The following is a 17,013-nucleotide window of genomic DNA, read 5'->3' on the forward strand; positions in this document are numbered from 1 at the left end:
CAGCTCGGCATGGATGCCGAGCTAGCCGCCACCCGGCCATGGATGGCCGGTTGGCGGCGGGCCCCCGGAGCAATGCCGGAGCTCGGGCACCCCGAGCCCCAGCGAGGGGCCGTATGGAGGGGCAAGCCCTTTTGGTTACTTTTACGGCGTTTGGTAAAAGTGACTCGCCGTAAGGGCGAAACCCTAAGTGGCCGTGACCGCAGCAACGGATATGTACCCAATCCCCAACCCAAACCCAAACCCAAACCCAAACCCCAACCCCAACCCCGCCCCATTTCAGAGCATTTCGATATCAACCAATTTTTCACTAGACATGTAGCGTCCATTACATAAATATCAATTTCGCCTTTTCATGAAACAAAACCGACATCACTGTCCAAGGCACCCGATGCCCTCTCTCAAAGACCTGATCACCGACTCGGTCCTCGACCTGACGCCCGCGGAACGCAAGGTGGTGCGCGCGCTGCTCGACCACTACCCGCGCAACGGCCTGGGGCCGATGTCGCGCCTGGCGGAACACGCCGGGGTCAGTGATCCGACCATCGTGCGGCTGGTGAAAAAGCTCGGTTTCAGTGGCTACGGCGAATTCCAGGAAGCCTTGCTCAGCGACATGGACGACCGCCTGCGGTCCCCCAGCACCCTGCTCCGCCCCCGGGCGCAAGTGGCTCAGGGCGACACCTGGGGCCGCTACCTGGCGGACAGCCAGCGCGCGCTGCAGGACACCCAGGCCCTGACCCAGCCCGAAGACGTGCGCGTGCTCGTGGACTGGCTGCAGGACAATCGCCACGAGGTGTACTGCTTTGGCGGACGCTTCAGCAGTTTCCTCGCCCACTACCTGCTCAACCACCTGCGCCTGATGCGCCCCGGCTGCCTGTTGCTGGAAGACAATGCGCAGCTGCCGGATCGCCTGTTCGATATCCAGCGCCAGGACCTGGTGCTGCTGTTCGACTACCGCCGCTATCAGTCCCAGGCCCTGCGGGTGGCCAGCGCAGCCAAGGCGCGTCACGCCCGGGTCGTGCTGTTCACCGATATCTATGCCTCGCCGCTGCGGGAGCTGGCGGACTTGATCATCAGTGCCCCGGTGGAATCGCTGTCGCCCTTCGACACCCTGGTGCCAGCGCTGGCCCAGGTCGAGGCGCTGATCGCCTGCCTGACGCTGCGCAGCGCCCATCTTGGTCAACGCCTGGAGGGCATCGATGCCCTGCGGGCGCAATTCGATACCCATGTGCTGGAGGAAAAATAAGGATGTTCAGCCTGCCCCACCGTTCGCCCCGCGACCTGCCCTTCGTTGTCGATCACACCGCCCTGCTGCTGGTGGACATGCAGCGCGCCTGGCTGGAACCGCAGTTCGACCCGCACCTGCAAGGCCCCGAGGGCGAGGCCTTTCTCAAGCGGGTCCGGGAGCGGGTGATCCCCAACCAGCAACGGCTGCTGGCCGCGGTGCGCGAGGCGCGGCAAAACGTGCTGCACACCCTTATCGAAAGCCTGACCGCCGACGGCCGTGACCGCTCCCTGGACCACAAGCTGTCGAACATGCACCTGCCCAAGGGCAGCCCCCAGGCGGCGATCATCGACGAGCTGACCCCGGTGGAAAACGAGATCGTGCTGCCCAAGACCTCTTCCGGGGTGTTCAACTCCACCAACATCGACTATGTGCTGCGCAACCTGGAAACCCGCCACCTGATCGTCGCCGGGATCGTCACCGACCAGTGCGTGGACATGGCGGTGCGCGACGCCGCCGACCGCGGCTACCTGGTGACCCTGGTGGAAGACGCCTGCGCCACCTACGGCGACGCCCGGCACCAGGCCTGCCTCAACGCGATCAAGGGTTACTGCTGGATCACCGACACCGACACCGTGCTCGGCCGCCTGCGGGAGATCCGCGGATGAGCCGCGGCCAGGGCATCGAGGCCCTGACCCCGGTGGCGATGACCAGCATCGTCACCACCGACCTGATCGGCGTGACCCGGGGCCGTTCCTTTCCCAGCGACGAACTGGAACGCTACCGGCTCGGCGGCTGCGGCTGGGTGCCGGCCAACAGCGCCCTGACGCCCCAGGACCTGATCGCCGAGGACAACCCCTGGGGCGCTTACGGCGACCTGCGGCTGATCCCCGACCTGGACAGCCGGGTCAGCGTCGGGCCCGGGCCGGATGCGGCGGCGCCGCCCCTGGACTTCATCCACGCCGATATCCGCGAAACCGATGGCCGGCCCTGGGCCGCGTGCCCGCGCACCCTGCTGCGCAACGAAATCGAGCGCTACCGCGAGCTGGGCATCCAGATCACCGCGGCCTTCGAACATGAATTCAACCTCGACACCGGCGCCGGCCAGCGCCAGCACCTGGCCTTCTCCCTGGAAGCCCAGCGCCAGGGCGCGGCCTTTGGCGGCTGGCTGCTGGCGGCGCTGCGGGCCGCCGACGCCGAACCGGAAATGTTCCTCCCCGAATACGGCAAGCGGCAGTACGAAATCACCTGCCGCCCGACCCAGGGCCTGGCGGCCGCCGACCGCGCGGTGAACGTGCGCGAGATCACCCGGGAAATCGCCCGGCAGCTGGGGCAGCGGATCAGCTTCGCGCCCAAGACCGCCGCCGACGCGGTGTGCAACGGCGTGCACCTGCACCTGAGCCTGCAGGACCTGGACGGCACCCCACTGCTCTACGATCCCCAGGCCGTCAGCGGCGACGACCTGTCGCGCCTGGGCCAGCACTGGGCCGCCGGGGTGCTCAAGCATCTGCCGGCGCTGTGCGCCTTCACCGCGCCCACGCCGCTGTCCTACGAGCGCCTGCAGCCCCATCACTGGAGCGCCTCCTACGCCTGCCTGGGCCTGCGCAACCGCGAAGCCTCGCTGCGCATCTGCCCCACCGTGGACATCGGCGGCAAGCCCCTGGCGCCGCAGTACAACCTGGAGTTCCGCGCCCTGGACGCCACCGCCTCGCCACACCTGGCCATGGCGGTGATCCTGATCGCCGGACGCCTGGGCATTGAACAGACGCTGCCGCTGAACGCGGTGACCGACAAGGTCCCCGATGAACTGAGCGCCGAACAGCGCCTGGCCAGCGGCATCGTGCCCCTGCCGGGCAGCCTGCCCCAGGCCCTGGATTACCTGCGCAGCAACACGGAGTTGCTGCAGGCTCTGCCGGAACCACTGCTGAGCACCTATTTGGCCGTCAAACAAAAGGAAGTGTCCCTGACCGAGCACCTGACCGCTGCCGAACTCTGTGAGCACTATGGACACCTGTACTAAATCCGCCGAGCACGGTTTCTATACCGAACCGGCCTATCGCCTGCTGCGGGAAGACTCCGAGCATCCGCTGATCCTGGTGTGCGAGCACGCCAGCCACTACATTCCACCGGCCCTGCACGACCTGGGCCTGGACAAGGTCGCGGCCCGCGAGCACATCGCCTGGGACCCGGGCGCCCTGGAACTGGCCGAGAGCCTGTCCCAGGCCCTGGGCGCGACCCTGATCGCGGCCAACTATTCGCGCCTGCTGATCGACCTCAACCGGCCGCGCCACGCCCCCGACAGCATCCCGCTGCAGAGCGAGATCTATCAGGTGCCGGGCAACCAGCACCTGGACGAGGCGACCCGCGAATACCGCCGCCAGCAGCTGTTCACGCCGTTTCACCAGCGTCTGCAGCGCATCATCGACCGGCGCCTGGCCGCCGGCCGCGAAGTGCGGGTGGTGGGGATCCACAGCTTCACGCCGATCTACTACAGCCAGCCACGCTCGCTGGAAGTCGGCGTGCTGTATGGCAACGCCACGGCCTACGCCGCGCGGATACTGGAAGGTTTGTGGGCCCTGCCGATAAAGGTGGCGGGCAACCAGCCTTATGAAATCGACCCCTTGAGCGACATGACCGTGCCGGTGCACGGTGATGCCCGGGGCCTGGAATCGGTGCTGATCGAGGTGCGCAACGATCTGCTGCGCAGCCCCGAAGCCGTGCAGTGCTGGAGCGAACGCCTGGCGCCGCTGCTGTAACCCGGATAGCAAGAGGATTGAACGCGAACAAGACGATTTGCAGGACTGCAACGACAACAAGAAAACACGCTGTGGTGTGTCTTTAACCCTGCCAGGTTCAAACACAGGCCGGCGCCCGAGGAGTCCATGACGACCCTCGGCGCCGCCTTCGTCCACTTATATTGGCTACAAGGAGAACCGCTTCATGGAGATTGAAGAATTCGGCTACAAACAGGAACTCAAGCGCGGGCTGAGCCTGCGTGACCTGGTGGTCTACGGGATGATTTTCATGATCCCCATCGCCCCGTTCGGGGTCTACGGTTACGTCAACCAGGAAGCCCCGGGCATGGTGCCCCTGGCCTACATCATCGGCATGGTGGCGATGGTCTTCACCGCCCTGAGCTACGGCGCCATGGCCCGCGCCTTCCCCATCGCCGGCTCGGTCTACTCCTATGCCCAGCGCGGCCTCAACCCGCATGTGGGCTTTCTCGCCGGCTGGCTGATGCTGCTGGATTACCTGCTGATTCCGCCGCTGCTCTACGTCTACGCCGCCATGGCGCTCAACCACCTGTACCCGGAAGTGCCCAAGGTCGGCTTCATCCTGGCGTTCCTGGTCAGCGCCACCTTCGTCAACCTGCGGGGCATCACCTTCACCGCGCGGATGAACATCCTGTTCCTGCTGGCGCAGCTGGTGGTCCTGGGGATTTTCCTGTTCTACGCCTGGAACGCCCTGCACGGGGGCGCCGGCAACGGCCAGCTGACCCTGGCGCCGCTGTACAGCCCGGAGAACTTCCACTTCGGCCTGCTGATGCAGGGCGTGTCGATCGCGGTGCTGTCGTTCCTCGGCTTTGACGCCATCTCGACCCTGGCCGAAGAGGTCAAGGGCGACCCGGGCCGCAGCGTCGGTCGCGCCGCGCTGATCACCCTGGTGGTGATGGGGGCGATCTTCGTGGTGCAGACCTGGATCGCCACCGACCTGGCCGCCGGCATGGGCTTCAAGTCCGCCGACACCGCCTTCTACGAGATCGCCGAACTGGCCGCCGGCAGCTGGCTGGCGACCCTCACCGGGGTGGCCACGGCGCTGGCCTGGGGCGTGGCCGTGGCCATCACCTCGCAAGCCGCGGTGTCGCGCCTGCTGTTCGGCATGGCCCGCGACGGCAAGCTGCCCAAGGTGCTGGCCAAGGTCCACCCGAAACACAACACCCCGCACATCAGCATCTACCTGGTGGCGGTGCTGTCGCTGCTGATCTGCTACCTGTTCATCAACTCGGTGGACACCCTGACCTCCCTGGTCAACTTCGGCGCCCTGAGCGGCTTCATGCTGCTGCACATCACCGTGATCAATTTCTACTGGCGCCGGCAGAAGTCCGGCCAGGTGATCCGTCACCTGATCTGCCCGGTGATCGGCTTCGTGATCGTCAGCGCCATCATGTACAACATGGGCGTGGACGCGCAGAAACTCGGCGCCATCTGGATCCTCGCCGGGCTGGTCTACCTGTTCCTGCTGAACAAGCTGGGCAGCGGCGCCGCCCTGCCCGATCCGCTCAAGCAATAACCTGCCGCGCGGCGCCGGATGGCGTCGCGCGCACCCCGCGCGCAGCCGCCAAGAGCCGCCCGGGGACTGGCCGCCGGATGCCGCGGCCGTGCAACTGCGTGGTCACCGACAGTGATGTCTGGCCGATGTTCGCCCCGGGCGAACGGCCCTTGATACAGGAGTACCCCCATGCTGGCCTTGCGTCCGGTGGCGTTATCCGATCTGCCTCAACTGCTGCGACTGGCCGGCGCACGCCTGCTGGGCGTGACTTCGCTGGTGGATGACGAAACCTGCCTGCGGGAAAAGATCCTCGACTCCCTGGCGTCCTTCGCCAAGGTCGAGGCCCGCCAGGGTCCGGAAAACTATTTTATGGTGCTCGAGGACCAGGACAGCGGCCAACTCCACGGCTGCTCGGACATTCTCGCCACCGCCGGCTTTGCCACCCCCTTCTACAGCCTGCGCAACCGCCCCTTCATCAGCAGCTCGCGCGAGCTGAACATCGAGCAGGCGGTGCCGACCCTGTCGCTGTGCCAGGACCTCAGCGAACAGACCCTGCTGCGCAGCTTCCATGTCGATCCGGCATTGGCGGGCACGCCCCAGGCGCAACTGACCTCCCGCGCGCGCCTGCTGTTCATCGCCGCGCACCCCTGGCGCTTTGCCGACAGTTGCATCAGCGAGATCGTCGGCTACAGCGACGACGCCGGCCAATCGCCCTTCTGGGCGGCGGTGGGCCAGCACTTCTTCGACCTGCCCTATGTCGAGGCCGAACGCCTGTGCGCCTTGCAGGGCCGCGGCTTTCTCGCCGAACTGATGCCCCAGTACCCGCTGTACATCCCGATGCTGCCGCAGCCGGCCCAGGACTGCATCGGACGCATTCACCCGGCGGCCCGGGAAGCCTGCGACATCCTCGTCGACGAGGGCTTTGCGCCGACCCAGTACGTTGACCTGTTCGATGCCGGCCCGACCCTGCAGGCACGCCATAACCAGCTACGCTCGATCATTCAGAGCCGGGTCGCGACCAGCTACCTGAGCCCGCAGAGCGGCCAGGGCCGCCACTGGCTGCTGAGCAATGACCGGCTGCAGGGCTTTCGCGCGATTGTCGTGCCCCTGGATGAAGCCCCGGGGGACGTGATCGGCCTGGACCACTCGATGTTCCAGGCCCTGCAATTGACACCGGGCGAGCCGGTGCGGGCGGTGGCGTTATGAGCCAGCCGCGGTTTTACCGCTGCCCCGGGCAGCGTCAAGGAGCTGTGCCATGATCGTCCGTCCGATCCGCGTCACCGATCTGCCGGCGCTGCTGAGGCTGCTGCAAGGCAACGGTCGCGAGTTGAACAACCTCTCCACCGACCCCGAGCGCCTGGCTCATCGGCTGCGCTGGGCCCAGCGCACCTTCGCCAATCAGGTGGAACGGGCCGACGCCGACTACCTGTTCGTACTGGAGGACGACGACCAGCAAGTGATCGGCGTCTGCGGCCTGAGCGGCGCCATCGGCCTGCGCGAGCCCTGCTACCACTACCGAGTGGGCATCACCCGCGGCCGCGCCCCGGAGCTGGGCATCGAAAAACAGATCCCGACCCTGTTCCTGTGCAACGAGATGACCGGGCAATCCCTGCTCTGCTCGCTGTACCTGCGCCACGACCAGCGCCAGGGCTACGCCGGGCGCCTGCTGTCCACCGCGCGCCTGCTGTTCGTCGCCGAATACCCGAAGCTGTTCGGCGACAAGCTGGTGGCCGAGCTGCGGGGCCAGCTCGACAGCCAGGGCCGGTCGCCGTTCTGGGACAGCCTGGGGCGCCACTTCTTCAAGATGGACTTCCAGCAGGCCAATCGCCTGTCCAGCCAGGGCAGCAAGCCCTTCATCGCCGAACTCATGCCGCGCCAGCCGCTGTACACCTGCCTGCTCAGCCCCGCCGCCCAGGCCGCCATCGGCCAGGCCCACCACAGCACCGAGCAGGCGGTGCACATCCTGCGGGGCGAAGGCTTCAACCATCAGGGCTGCATCGACATCTTCGACGGCGGGCCGCTGATCGAGGCCGAGGTGACGAAGATCCGCAGCGTGCGTGAAAGCCAGACCCTGCCCCTGCTGGTGGGCACTCCGGACGCGCAGGCCCCGGTGTGGCTGATTCACAACCGGCGCCTGGAGAACTGCCGCATCACCGCCGCGCCCGGGCGCCTGGTGTCCGGCTGCCTGCTGGTGGACCGCCTGACCGCCAAGCGCCTGCAACTGCAGCCCGGCGACTCGGTGCGCGCCGTGCCGCTGCTGGCCTGCGAGTCCCCGCCGACACGGCGCTCACAGCGGCACCTGACCCCGGAAACCGCCGCGCTGCCGTAGCCACCGCCTTGCCCGTTACCAGGCACGACTCGCTGCAGATCCGCCATCGCCCTTGAACCGCAAGCACCCGGCGCCAGGCCCGACGTTGACGAACGCCGGTGCGAGTGTTCAGATGCCGCCCAGTTTCAGGTGCCTCATGCCGCCGTGCATGAGGTGAAACGGGAAACCGGTGCGCCCCTTCAGGGCTAGTCCGGTGCTGCCCCCGCAACGGTAAGCGAGTGCTGCATTCAACACGCCACTGTACCCAAGGTATGGGAAGGCGAATGCCGCCACACTCGTCAGCCCGGAGACCGGCCTGGAACCTGTGTTTGGCAATCCTGCGGTGGGCGGGCATGGGCCGGTATGGTCGCGTGCCTGTGGCCGATACCTTCTCCTGCGTGCTTCCCGAAGACACTTTCGAGAAGACCAAGAATGACAACACCTGAGACTTTCCTTGCACGCGACTGGCGTGCACCGCGCCGCAGCATGAGCGGCGCCCTGTTCGGCTGCCTGTTCAGCCCCCTGCTGCTGGCGGACGACACGCCGCTGAAACTGGAGCAGCAATGGGTTTCCGCCCCTTCGGTGGAGTCCACCACGGTGGCCGAAATGGCCAGGTACGGCAGCAAGGTGGAGATCATCGATCGCCAGCAGATCGAGCGTGCCGGCCCCAGCAGCGACATCACCCGGGTCCTGCAGATGTACGTGCCGGGCCTCTACGTCGCACCGAAAAACGGCCCCTTCGACTACGGCACCTATTCCCTGCTGGGCGGGCGCAACGACGACACCCTGATCCTGCTGGACGGCGTGCGCCTGAACAACCGCCTGTACGGCGGCCTGTACCTGGACACCCTGCCAGCCAACGCCATCGAGCGCATCGAGGTGCTCAAGGGCGGCCAGAGCCTGCTGTTCGGCACCCAGGCGGTGTCCGGGGTGATCAACATCGTCACCCGCAGCCCGCAGACCCGCGACGTCTCCGGCGAGGTCAACCTGGGCCTGGACAGCTTCCGGGGCCAGAGCGGCGATGCCCGCGCCGAGCAGATCCTCAGCAACGGCCTGGGCGACCTGGGCCTGCTGGCCTATGTCAGCCATAACGTCTCCGACGGTTACCAGCCCTATCGCAACAGCGCCTACAGCCCCAACACCCGGGACAAGAAACGCGGCTATGCCGTGACCACCTTCGGCGCCAAGGCGATCCAGGGCTTTGCCGACGACTCGCGGCTGGAACTGTTCTACCAGTACAGCGACGCCAACCTGGATTTCGCCCGCCCGGTGAACAACCATAAAACCACCAACGACCGCATCCAGCAGATCGCCACCGCGACCTTCGAGCAGCGCCTGGGCGAGCGCTTCAGCTACTTCGTCAAAGGCCATGTCAACGACTGGGACACCCGCTACACCCGCATCAACACCACCGAAGGCGGGGGCCTCAAGGTGATCAACCACAACGACTACTGGGGCTTTACCGACTGGGGCCTGCAGGCCGAGGGCAAGGCCGAGCTGGACGGCGGCCATGTGCTGGTGTTCGGCAGCGACAACCAGTGGTTCAAGGGCCAGGACGATGTGCTCAAGATCGATGACAACAGCGCCCAGGCCAACGCCCTCTACGCTCAATTGCGCCCGGTATTGGCAGCCCTGCCCGACTGGCACCCGAGCATCGGCGTGCGTCACGAGAAGATCAGCGGCGGCGAAAGCGCCACGGTGGGCATGCTCACCTCGCTGTATGACCTCTCGCCCCACTGGCAACTGCGCGGCCAGTTCGGCAGCGCCTTCAAGCTGCCCAACGCCGAGCAACTGTTCGCCAACGAGGAGGATGAACGAGGCAACCGCCACCTCAAGCCGGAAAAGAGCGTGAATGCCGAGCTGGGCCTGGACTACCAGGGCCACCTGCTGGCCGGCGACTTCAACGCCAGCGGCACGCTGTTCCAGCGCAAGATCGACGACCTGATCGCCCTCGACGGCATCGACTGGGTCAATGGCCAAGGACGGATCAAGGTACGTGGCCTGGAGATCGACGGGCGCTGGCAGTTCAGCCCGCAATGGACCCTGCAGGCGGACATGACCCGCAACCTGGTGGAGTCGCGCAACGGCGTGACCCTGAGCAACATCCCCGGCTTCCTCGCCCGCACGCGGCTGGGCTACGAGTCCGTGGACCGCCAGTGGGGCGTGGGCGGGGCAATCCGCTACATCGGCCAGATCGACAGCCCGAAGAAGATCGACTACGGCCACTATTCGGTGGTCGACGCCGATGCCTATCGCTACCTCGACACGGCCCAGCAGCATCGCCTGAGCCTGCTGGTGGAAAACCTCTTCGACCGCGACTACAGCACCAGCATCGCCAGCAACAACCCGCGGGTGGACAACCTGGGGCGCCCCTTCACCACCGAGGTGCGCTACACCTACCGCTTCTGAGGACGACTGCCATGCACAAGGATTATCAACGGGTGCTGTTCGTCGGCCCCGGCCTGAACAGCGGCGCCCTGGGCGAGGCGTTTCGCCGCGAGCTTCATCGGCTGCGGGGCAACGACGCCAGCACCCGGGTGATCGACACCCTGGACGGCTTCGACAGCCTCTGGGCCGCCCTCGACGAACCCTTGCCCGAGAACGGCGCGGCGCTGCTGGTGGTGGACCTGGAGCCCAGCTCCGACAGCGCCTACCTGGACTGGCTGCGCGACGAACTGGGGCGCCTGGCCCGGGCTCACCCGCAAGCGCCGCAACCCTGGATCACCGCCCAGGCCCTGGGCCGCCGCGGCCTGGACGCGGCCCTGGCCTGCGCCAGCATCGACCAGCACGAGCGCCACCTGCCCTGCGACAAGGTCAACGCGGTGGCCTGCGACCCGGACTGGGCGCGGGTGCCGCCCCACGCCCGCCAGATGTTCCTCTGTACCGGCCCGCGCTGCGTGCGGCGCGGCGCCCTGGCGCTGTGGAAGACCCTGCGCCGCGAGCTGCTGCGCCTGGAGCACATGGAGACACCCGGTGGCGTGCTGCTGACCCGCACCGCCTGCCAGTTCCCCTGCAACCTGGGGCCGGTGTTGACGGTGCACCCGGATGGCTGCTGGTACCGGGTCGGCGACGACGCCCAGGTGCTGCGCCTGGTGCAGCAACACCTAGTGGCAGGCGCGCCGGTGGCCGATCTGCTGATTCCCTCGCCTTACGCAGGCGCGACAGATGCCTAGAACGACCCCCATCGCCCCGCTGCTCGGCCTCCTGCTCGGTCTGGCCGGCACGCCAGCACAGGCCAGCACCTATGAAAACTGCGGCCAGCGCTGGGAGGTCGCCGCGCCGCCGCAACGCATCGTCGCCCTCAACCAGCACAGCGCCGACCTGCTGCTGGCCCTGGGCGCCGGGCCGTCGCTGATCGGCGTGGCCTACCTGGACGACGATGCCGGCGCCGACGGGCACTACCACGGCGTACCGGTGATCGCCCGGCAATACCCGTCGGCGGAGGTGCTCTACAGCCTCAAGCCCGATCTGGTGGTGGGCGGCTTTGCCTCGGCGTTCCCCGAGTCCTTCAGTTCCCGGCAGCGCCTGAGGGGCATTGGCGTGGCCAGCTACCTGCTGGAGTCGGCCTGCGCCGGGCACAACGAGGACTACTTCGGGCATATCCGCCACGACCTGCTGACCCTGGGCCGGCTGCTGCGCCAGGACGCCCGGGCGGCGCAACTGATCGCCGAGCAGCAGGCCGACCTCGACGCGGCGGCGGCCCTGTATCAGGGGCGCGACAGGCCTGCGGTGTTCTACCTCGACAGCGAGGTCAACGGCCTGGCCAGCCAGGGCCAGCGCGGTTTTGTCGGGGTATTGCTGCAGGCCGCCGGCGCGCGCAACAGCTTCGCTGCCATCGACCGCCCACGCCTGACGGTCGACAGCGAAACCCTGCTGAGCAACGACCCGGACGTGCTGCTCCTGGCGGACGCCCTGTGGTCACCGGCCACGCGCAAACGCCAGCTGCTGCAGCGTGACCCGGTGCTGTCGCGGCTGCGGGCGGTGCGCGAGGACCGGCTGATCGACATCCCCTTCAGCCAACTGGTGCCGGGCATCGCCAGCGGCCGCAGCGCCCTGGAGCTGGCCCGGCGCCTGCACCCCACCCCGTAGGCGCCGGCTTGCCGGCGAACGGAACAGCGCCAATCACACGGCGCACATGCCGACGCCTTCGCGGGCAAGCCCGACAAGAGGCAGGTACTACAGAGGATTCAACACCCTGCGCGATGGCTGTTCCGGCCGATGGCAGTTGACGTTGTTGCGACCGCCGCTCTTGGCCACGTACAAGGCCTGATCGGCATCGTTGAGCCAGTCCATGGCTTCGCCATGCTCGGGACTGAAGGCCGCCAGGCCAATGCTCAGGCTGACCTGAAAGGCCGGGCTCTGTTCATCCCCCAGGCTCGCAAAACGCCCGCGCAAGGCTTCCATCCGCTCGGCGGCCTGCTCCAGGGGCACGTCCGGCAGAATCACGCAGAACTCATCGCCGCCATAACGCCCGGCCTGATCGCTGGCCCGCAGGTTCTGCCTGAGGATCTTGCTCAACTGGCGCAGCACCCCATCCCCGGCGACATGGCCATAGGTGTCGTTGATGGCCTTGAAGTGATCAATGTCGATCAGGGCGATGGCGCCGCCTCGGCCCTGGCGCTTGCAGCGCTGGAACTCGATCTCCAGCTGGTCCTTCCAGGCCCCGTGATTGAGCAGCCCGGTCAGGCTGTCGGTACGACTCAGGGCCAGCAGCTCACGCTTGTGCCGGCCCAGGGTGGCCGCCTGCCGGTAACAGATGTAGCCCAGGGTCATGGGGTACAGGGTCAGCATCGGCAGACAGGCGTACAGCTGCAACGGCGTGGTCTGGGCGATGAACGACGAGCCGAACAGCCAAAGGCCCAGGCCGATGCCCAGGGCCTGGGCCAGGCTGCCGGCGAGAAAGAAGCGCACCCCGCCCAGGGCGATGTTGTTCATCGCCATCATCCCCAGGGTGGTGGCCAGCGGCAGCGGATTGAAGTGCATGGCCGCGACCCAGAACCCGCCGAGCAAGGAGTCCACCAGCAGGTTGCGGTACTCGGCGCGAAACGGCACCCGCGACCAGCGCGCCCACTGATAGGCCAGGTGCGGCCAGACCAGGGCGTTGCCCAGCATCAGCCCCCAGACCCAGGGCGCCGGTTGCAGCGGCCACATCCCGGCGGCCACGCACAACAAGCCCAGGCCAAGGCCCAGAATCCGCGATTTATACAGCCTCCTGGCCAATGACAGTCCCTTGCCTCTGGTGTACTGCGCAGGGGCCAAGTTGCCTCCGTCCAGCGATGGGAAAGATGCAGCGAGCGATAGGTGAGCTTGAACCGTTGCAAGTCTAGCCACGCGGATGCAAAACGCCATCAGTGTACACAGCCTGCCCGCTCAAGACGGGCCCGCTGAGCGGGAATCTGCCCGCCGGCCCCATGCATTCATTTGCAGAATGAAGTTCAGAGGAAACTTCGTTTGTCAGCCCCGGCACCGGCCAGCAGAATCGGGGCCGATCCGAACCTCTCTCGCTTCGATATCCACTGCCACGGGAACCCTGTCCATGAGCAACCAGCGCTTCGTCAGTCCTGACCTGATCCGCCAGGGATTTTCCCGGGCGATGTCGGATATGTACCGCGAGGAGGTGCCCCTCTACGGCGCCCTGATGGCCCTGGTGGCCCAGGTCAATGCCCAGGTCCTGGAGCAGCAGCCGGCGCTTGCCCAACACCTGCAGCGCAGCGGCGAACTGCAGCGCCTGGACCTGGAGCGCCACGGCGCGATCCGCGTCGGCAGCGCCGCCGAGCTGGCGACCCTGGCCCGGCTGTTCGCGGTGATGGGCATGCAGCCGGTGGGCTACTACGACCTGACCCCGGCCGGGGTGCCGGTGCATTCCACGGCCTTTCGCGCGGTGCATGAACAGGCCCTGCAGGTCAGCCCGTTCCGGGTCTTCACCTCGCTGCTGCGCCTGGAACTGATCGACAACCTCGAACTGCGAGGCTTTGCCCAACAGGTGCTGGCCCAGCGCCAGATCTTTACCCCCAAGGTGCTGGAGCTGATTGAACAGGCCCAGGCCGAGGGCGGGCTGGATGAAGACGACGCCCAGCGCTTTATCCAGGAAGCCCTGGAAACCTTCCGCTGGCACCACCACGCCACGGTGACCGCTGCCCAGTACGCCAGCCTCAGCGCCCAGCACCGGCTGATCGCCGACGTGGTGGCGTTCAAGGGCCCGCACATCAACCACCTGACCCCGCGCACCCTGGACATTGATGCAGTGCAACGGCTGATGCCCGCGCGCGGCATCACCCCCAAGGCGGTGATCGAAGGCCCGCCGCGCCGCGACTGCCCGATCCTGCTGCGCCAGACCAGCTTCAAGGCCCTGGAGGAATCCGTGGCCTTCACCGACCAGGCCGACAGCCAGGGCAGCCACAGCGCGCGTTTTGGCGAAATCGAACAGCGCGGCGCGGCGCTGACCCCCAAGGGCCGCGAACTCTACGACCGCCTGCTGAACGCCGCCCGCGACGCCCTCGGCGACTTCCCCAACGAGGCCAACGCCCAGCGCTACAACCAACTGATGCAAGAGCACTTCGGGGAATTTCCCGACAGCCACTCGGCCATGCGCGAACAGGGCCTGGCGTACTTTCGCTACTTCGTCAGCGAAGCCGGGCTCGCGGCCCGCGCCGAGCCCCAGCGCCCCACCACCCTACCGGCCCTCTTGGCAGCCGGACACCTGGGTTTCGAGCCCCTGGTCTATGAGGATTTCCTGCCGGTGAGCGCCGCCGGGATCTTCCAGTCCAACCTGGGTGACGACAGCCAGAGCCACTACGCCGAACACTCCAACCGCCAGGCCTTCGAAAACGCCCTGGGTCGGGCCACCCTCGACGAGCTGCAGCTGTACGCCCAGACCCAGCAGCGCTCCCTGGAGCAGTGCGCCGCGACCCTCGGCCTGCCGACGCTGTAAGCCGCGCCCGGCATCGACCCAGGGGTCGATGCCGCCCTCCTCCCGGTGCGTTCGCCCATGGTCATGGACCCGCCGCGGCGGTATTCTGCCGCCATTTGCGCCCCTTCGGCGGCGCGCCACCACCAGGGATGGACACGGCGAATGAGATTCGCGATCGGCCTGTTTTTATGCGCGGCACTCAGCAACGCACTCACCACCCACGCCGCAGAAACCGTCAACGACATCACCCAGCTCAACCCCATCGTGGTCGATCGGGTGGTGCGCCCCACCACCCTGGAGCAGATCGTCCAGCAGGTGGCCGAACACCCCGGGCCCATCGCCATAGGCGGCGGGCGCTACAGCATGGGCGGCCAGACCGCCACCGAGCACGCCCTGCAGATCGACATGCGCGGCTTCAACCAAGTGCTCGACTTCTCCAAAGAGCGCAAGGAAATCACCGTGCAGCCGGGCATTACCTGGCGCGCCGTGCAGGACTACATCGACCCCCACGACCTGTCCGCGAGCATCATGCAGAGCTACGCCAACTTCACCGTCGGCGGCGCCCTGAGCGTCAACGCCCATGGCCGCTACATCGGCTACGGCCCGCTGGTGAGCTCGGTGAAAGCCATCAAGCTGGTGCTGGCCGACGGCCAAGTGGTGGAGGCCAGCCCGCAGCACAACCGCGAGCTGTTCTACGGCGCCATCGGCGGCTACGGCGGCTTGGGGGTGATCGTCCAGGCCACCCTGCAACTGAGCGATAACGTGCGTCTGCTGCGCAGCGTCGACGAAATGCCCCTCGGCGACTACCGCCCCTACTTCCAGGCCCGGATCCACAACAACCCCAAGGTCATCCTGCACAACGCCGTGCTCTACCCCGACCAGTACCAGACCCTGCGCGCGGTGTCCTACAGCCAGACCGAGCTGCCGGTCACGGTCAAGGAGCGCCTCACGCCCCTGGACCAGAACTACTGGAAAGAACAGAAGGCCCTGAAAGTGGTAAGCCAGTGGCCCGGCGGCAAGACCCTGCGCCAGGAAGTGATCGACCCCCTGGTGCTGAAGAAACCGCAAGTGTCCTGGCGCAACCACGAAGCCAGCCTCGACGTGCGCGAACTGGAACCCGAGTCCCGGGCCCAGCGCACCTACGTGCTGCAGGAATACTTCGTGCCCCCCGACCAGCTGGAAAGTTTCATCCAGGAAATGGGCGCGACCTTAAGGGCGCATAACGTCAACGTGATCAACCTGTCGATCCGCCACGCCAAGGCCGACCCTGGCACCCTGCTGGCCTGGGCCAAGACCGAAGTCTTCGCCCTGGTGCTGTACTACCAGCAGAGCACCGCGCCAGAGGAACGGGAGAAAGTCGGCGAATGGACCCGCGCCCTGGTGGACAGCGCCATCCAGCACGGCGGCAGCTACTACCTGCCGTACCAGATCCACGCCACGGCGCAGCAGTTTCACGCGGCCTATCCCCGGGCCGGGGAATTTCTCGCGCTGAAGGCCCGGGTCGATCCGCAGAACAAGTTCCGCAACAAGTTGTGGGATGCGTATGGGGTGGGCGCGCGGCCTTGAGCTTTTGAGTGCCAGGACAGGGTTCGATGGAAATTGGTTGAAGAGCCAGCACCCGCGTCGGCGGTAAACGCCTGCACACACAAGGCGTCATACAATAGCGCGCCAACGCCGTTGCAGCCGATCACCCTGCCCGCTATCCTTCGCCCGCCGCTGCATAATCAGCGGCCGGGCCTGGAAACCCGCAAGTGCAAAAGGCGCTACAGCAGCGCCCAGACCATCAACTGCAGGCGCTTTTTTTGTGCCTGCGTTCTTGTGTCATGGCGGCTGTACGTGGGAGACCTTCGGGTCTGCCGGGTTCCTTTTGCCTCGGTTTTCCAGCCCGCGTACAGCTGCCACCCTTTCGCCTGGAAACGAAAACGGCAGCGTCTTCTAGCAAAAGGAGCCACGCCATGTACGTATTCCATCGACACCAACCTCAGCACCCGCAGCAAACCGCCGGAGGTGCCCAATGACCGCCTCCGTCAAAACCCTCGGCATCGTCACCTTCGCCCCCTGCGGCGACAAAGACCAAAGCCTGTTCAAGGTCAACCCGGACATACCCGTGGGCGAAGCCCTGGAACATGCGTCCAACCTGTTCTATTACGCCAAGAAACTCATGCTGGACGCGGCCATGGAACCCCAGGGCGAGCGCTACGCCTGGCCGGCCTACTACCTGTGCGAAATGGGCAAGGCAGTGGTGGATGATCTGTCCCAGGCACTGTTGCCCGAGGCCAACCCCCGGTAAGGCACGCGCCTGAT

Annotated in this window: 14 protein-coding genes and 1 riboswitch; of the genes, 13 read left to right on the forward strand and 1 reads right to left on the reverse strand. The window is 66.6% G+C overall.

The window, feature by feature from the left end; translation table 11 throughout:
* The first annotated feature begins 388 nt into the window (after positions 1 to 388).
* The 10 genes from GWQ44_RS29585 (at position 389) to GWQ44_RS29630 (ending at position 11,888) form a co-directional block, all read left to right on the forward strand.
* Positions 389 to 1,243, forward strand: a complete 855-nt coding sequence (locus tag GWQ44_RS29585; RefSeq protein WP_275928960.1) for a MurR/RpiR family transcriptional regulator — start codon at positions 389 to 391, stop codon at positions 1,241 to 1,243.
* A gap of 2 nt (positions 1,244 to 1,245) precedes the next feature.
* Complete coding sequence (locus GWQ44_RS29590) at positions 1,246 to 1,890, forward strand: isochorismatase family cysteine hydrolase (protein WP_179597036.1); 645 nt, start codon at positions 1,246 to 1,248, stop codon at positions 1,888 to 1,890.
* Positions 1,887 to 3,242, forward strand: coding sequence for a glutamine synthetase family protein (locus tag GWQ44_RS29595; RefSeq protein ID WP_275928961.1), 1,356 nt, complete (start codon positions 1,887 to 1,889; stop codon positions 3,240 to 3,242). Before GWQ44_RS29590 ends, GWQ44_RS29595 begins: the two co-directional genes overlap by 4 nt.
* Positions 3,226 to 3,978, forward strand: a complete 753-nt coding sequence (locus GWQ44_RS29600) for an N-formylglutamate amidohydrolase (RefSeq protein WP_016965618.1) — start codon at positions 3,226 to 3,228, stop codon at positions 3,976 to 3,978. The genes GWQ44_RS29595 and GWQ44_RS29600 overlap by 17 nt, the downstream gene beginning before the upstream one ends.
* Before the next feature lie 184 nt (positions 3,979 to 4,162).
* On the forward strand, positions 4,163 to 5,512 hold the full coding sequence (locus tag GWQ44_RS29605; RefSeq protein ID WP_047303382.1) for an APC family permease: 1,350 nt from the start codon (positions 4,163 to 4,165) through the stop codon (positions 5,510 to 5,512).
* Positions 5,513 to 5,680: 168 nt separating this feature from the next.
* Positions 5,681 to 6,697 (forward strand): arginine N-succinyltransferase, encoded by a 1,017-nt coding sequence (locus tag GWQ44_RS29610; RefSeq protein ID WP_047303381.1) that lies wholly within the window; start codon positions 5,681 to 5,683, stop codon positions 6,695 to 6,697.
* 49 nt (positions 6,698 to 6,746) lie between these two features.
* Positions 6,747 to 7,820 (forward strand): arginine N-succinyltransferase, encoded by a 1,074-nt coding sequence (locus GWQ44_RS29615; RefSeq protein ID WP_047303379.1) that lies wholly within the window; start codon positions 6,747 to 6,749, stop codon positions 7,818 to 7,820.
* Positions 7,821 to 7,930: 110 nt separating this feature from the next.
* A riboswitch (cobalamin riboswitch) is annotated at positions 7,931 to 8,134 on the forward strand.
* Positions 8,135 to 8,285: 151 nt separating this feature from the next.
* Positions 8,286 to 10,208 (forward strand): TonB-dependent receptor, encoded by a 1,923-nt coding sequence (locus tag GWQ44_RS29620; RefSeq protein ID WP_275928962.1) that lies wholly within the window; start codon positions 8,286 to 8,288, stop codon positions 10,206 to 10,208.
* An 11-nt stretch (positions 10,209 to 10,219) separates the two neighbouring features.
* Entirely contained in the window at positions 10,220 to 10,972 is a 753-nt protein-coding gene (locus GWQ44_RS29625) for a (2Fe-2S) ferredoxin domain-containing protein (RefSeq protein ID WP_275928963.1), read from the forward strand.
* Entirely contained in the window at positions 10,965 to 11,888 is a 924-nt protein-coding gene (locus GWQ44_RS29630) for an ABC transporter substrate-binding protein (protein ID WP_275928964.1), read from the forward strand. Before GWQ44_RS29625 ends, GWQ44_RS29630 begins: the two co-directional genes overlap by 8 nt.
* Positions 11,889 to 11,975: 87 nt before the next feature.
* On the opposite strand, the gene GWQ44_RS29635 is transcribed toward GWQ44_RS29630, so the two are convergent.
* The gene (locus tag GWQ44_RS29635; RefSeq protein ID WP_275928965.1) at positions 11,976 to 13,058 is read right to left on the reverse strand and encodes a diguanylate cyclase; all 1,083 of its coding nucleotides are present in this window, start codon (positions 13,056 to 13,058) and stop codon (positions 11,976 to 11,978) included.
* Positions 13,059 to 13,335: 277 nt separating this feature from the next.
* Here GWQ44_RS29635 and GWQ44_RS29640 point away from each other — a divergent pair, with 277 nt between their 5' ends.
* From GWQ44_RS29640 to GWQ44_RS29650, 3 genes are all read left to right on the forward strand, one after another.
* Positions 13,336 to 14,730, forward strand: coding sequence for a VOC family protein (locus tag GWQ44_RS29640; RefSeq protein ID WP_275928966.1), 1,395 nt, complete (start codon positions 13,336 to 13,338; stop codon positions 14,728 to 14,730).
* Positions 14,731 to 14,871: 141 nt separating this feature from the next.
* Complete coding sequence (locus tag GWQ44_RS29645; protein WP_275928967.1) at positions 14,872 to 16,275, forward strand: FAD-binding oxidoreductase; 1,404 nt, start codon at positions 14,872 to 14,874, stop codon at positions 16,273 to 16,275.
* Positions 16,276 to 16,723: 448 nt separating this feature from the next.
* The gene (locus GWQ44_RS29650) at positions 16,724 to 16,999 is read left to right on the forward strand and encodes a DUF3077 domain-containing protein (protein ID WP_275928968.1); all 276 of its coding nucleotides are present in this window, start codon (positions 16,724 to 16,726) and stop codon (positions 16,997 to 16,999) included.
* Positions 17,000 to 17,013 lie beyond the last annotated feature (14 nt).

The organism is Pseudomonas sp. 3MA1 (assembly GCF_029237275.1).
GTDB lineage: Bacteria > Pseudomonadota > Gammaproteobacteria > Pseudomonadales > Pseudomonadaceae > Aquipseudomonas > Aquipseudomonas fluorescens_AP.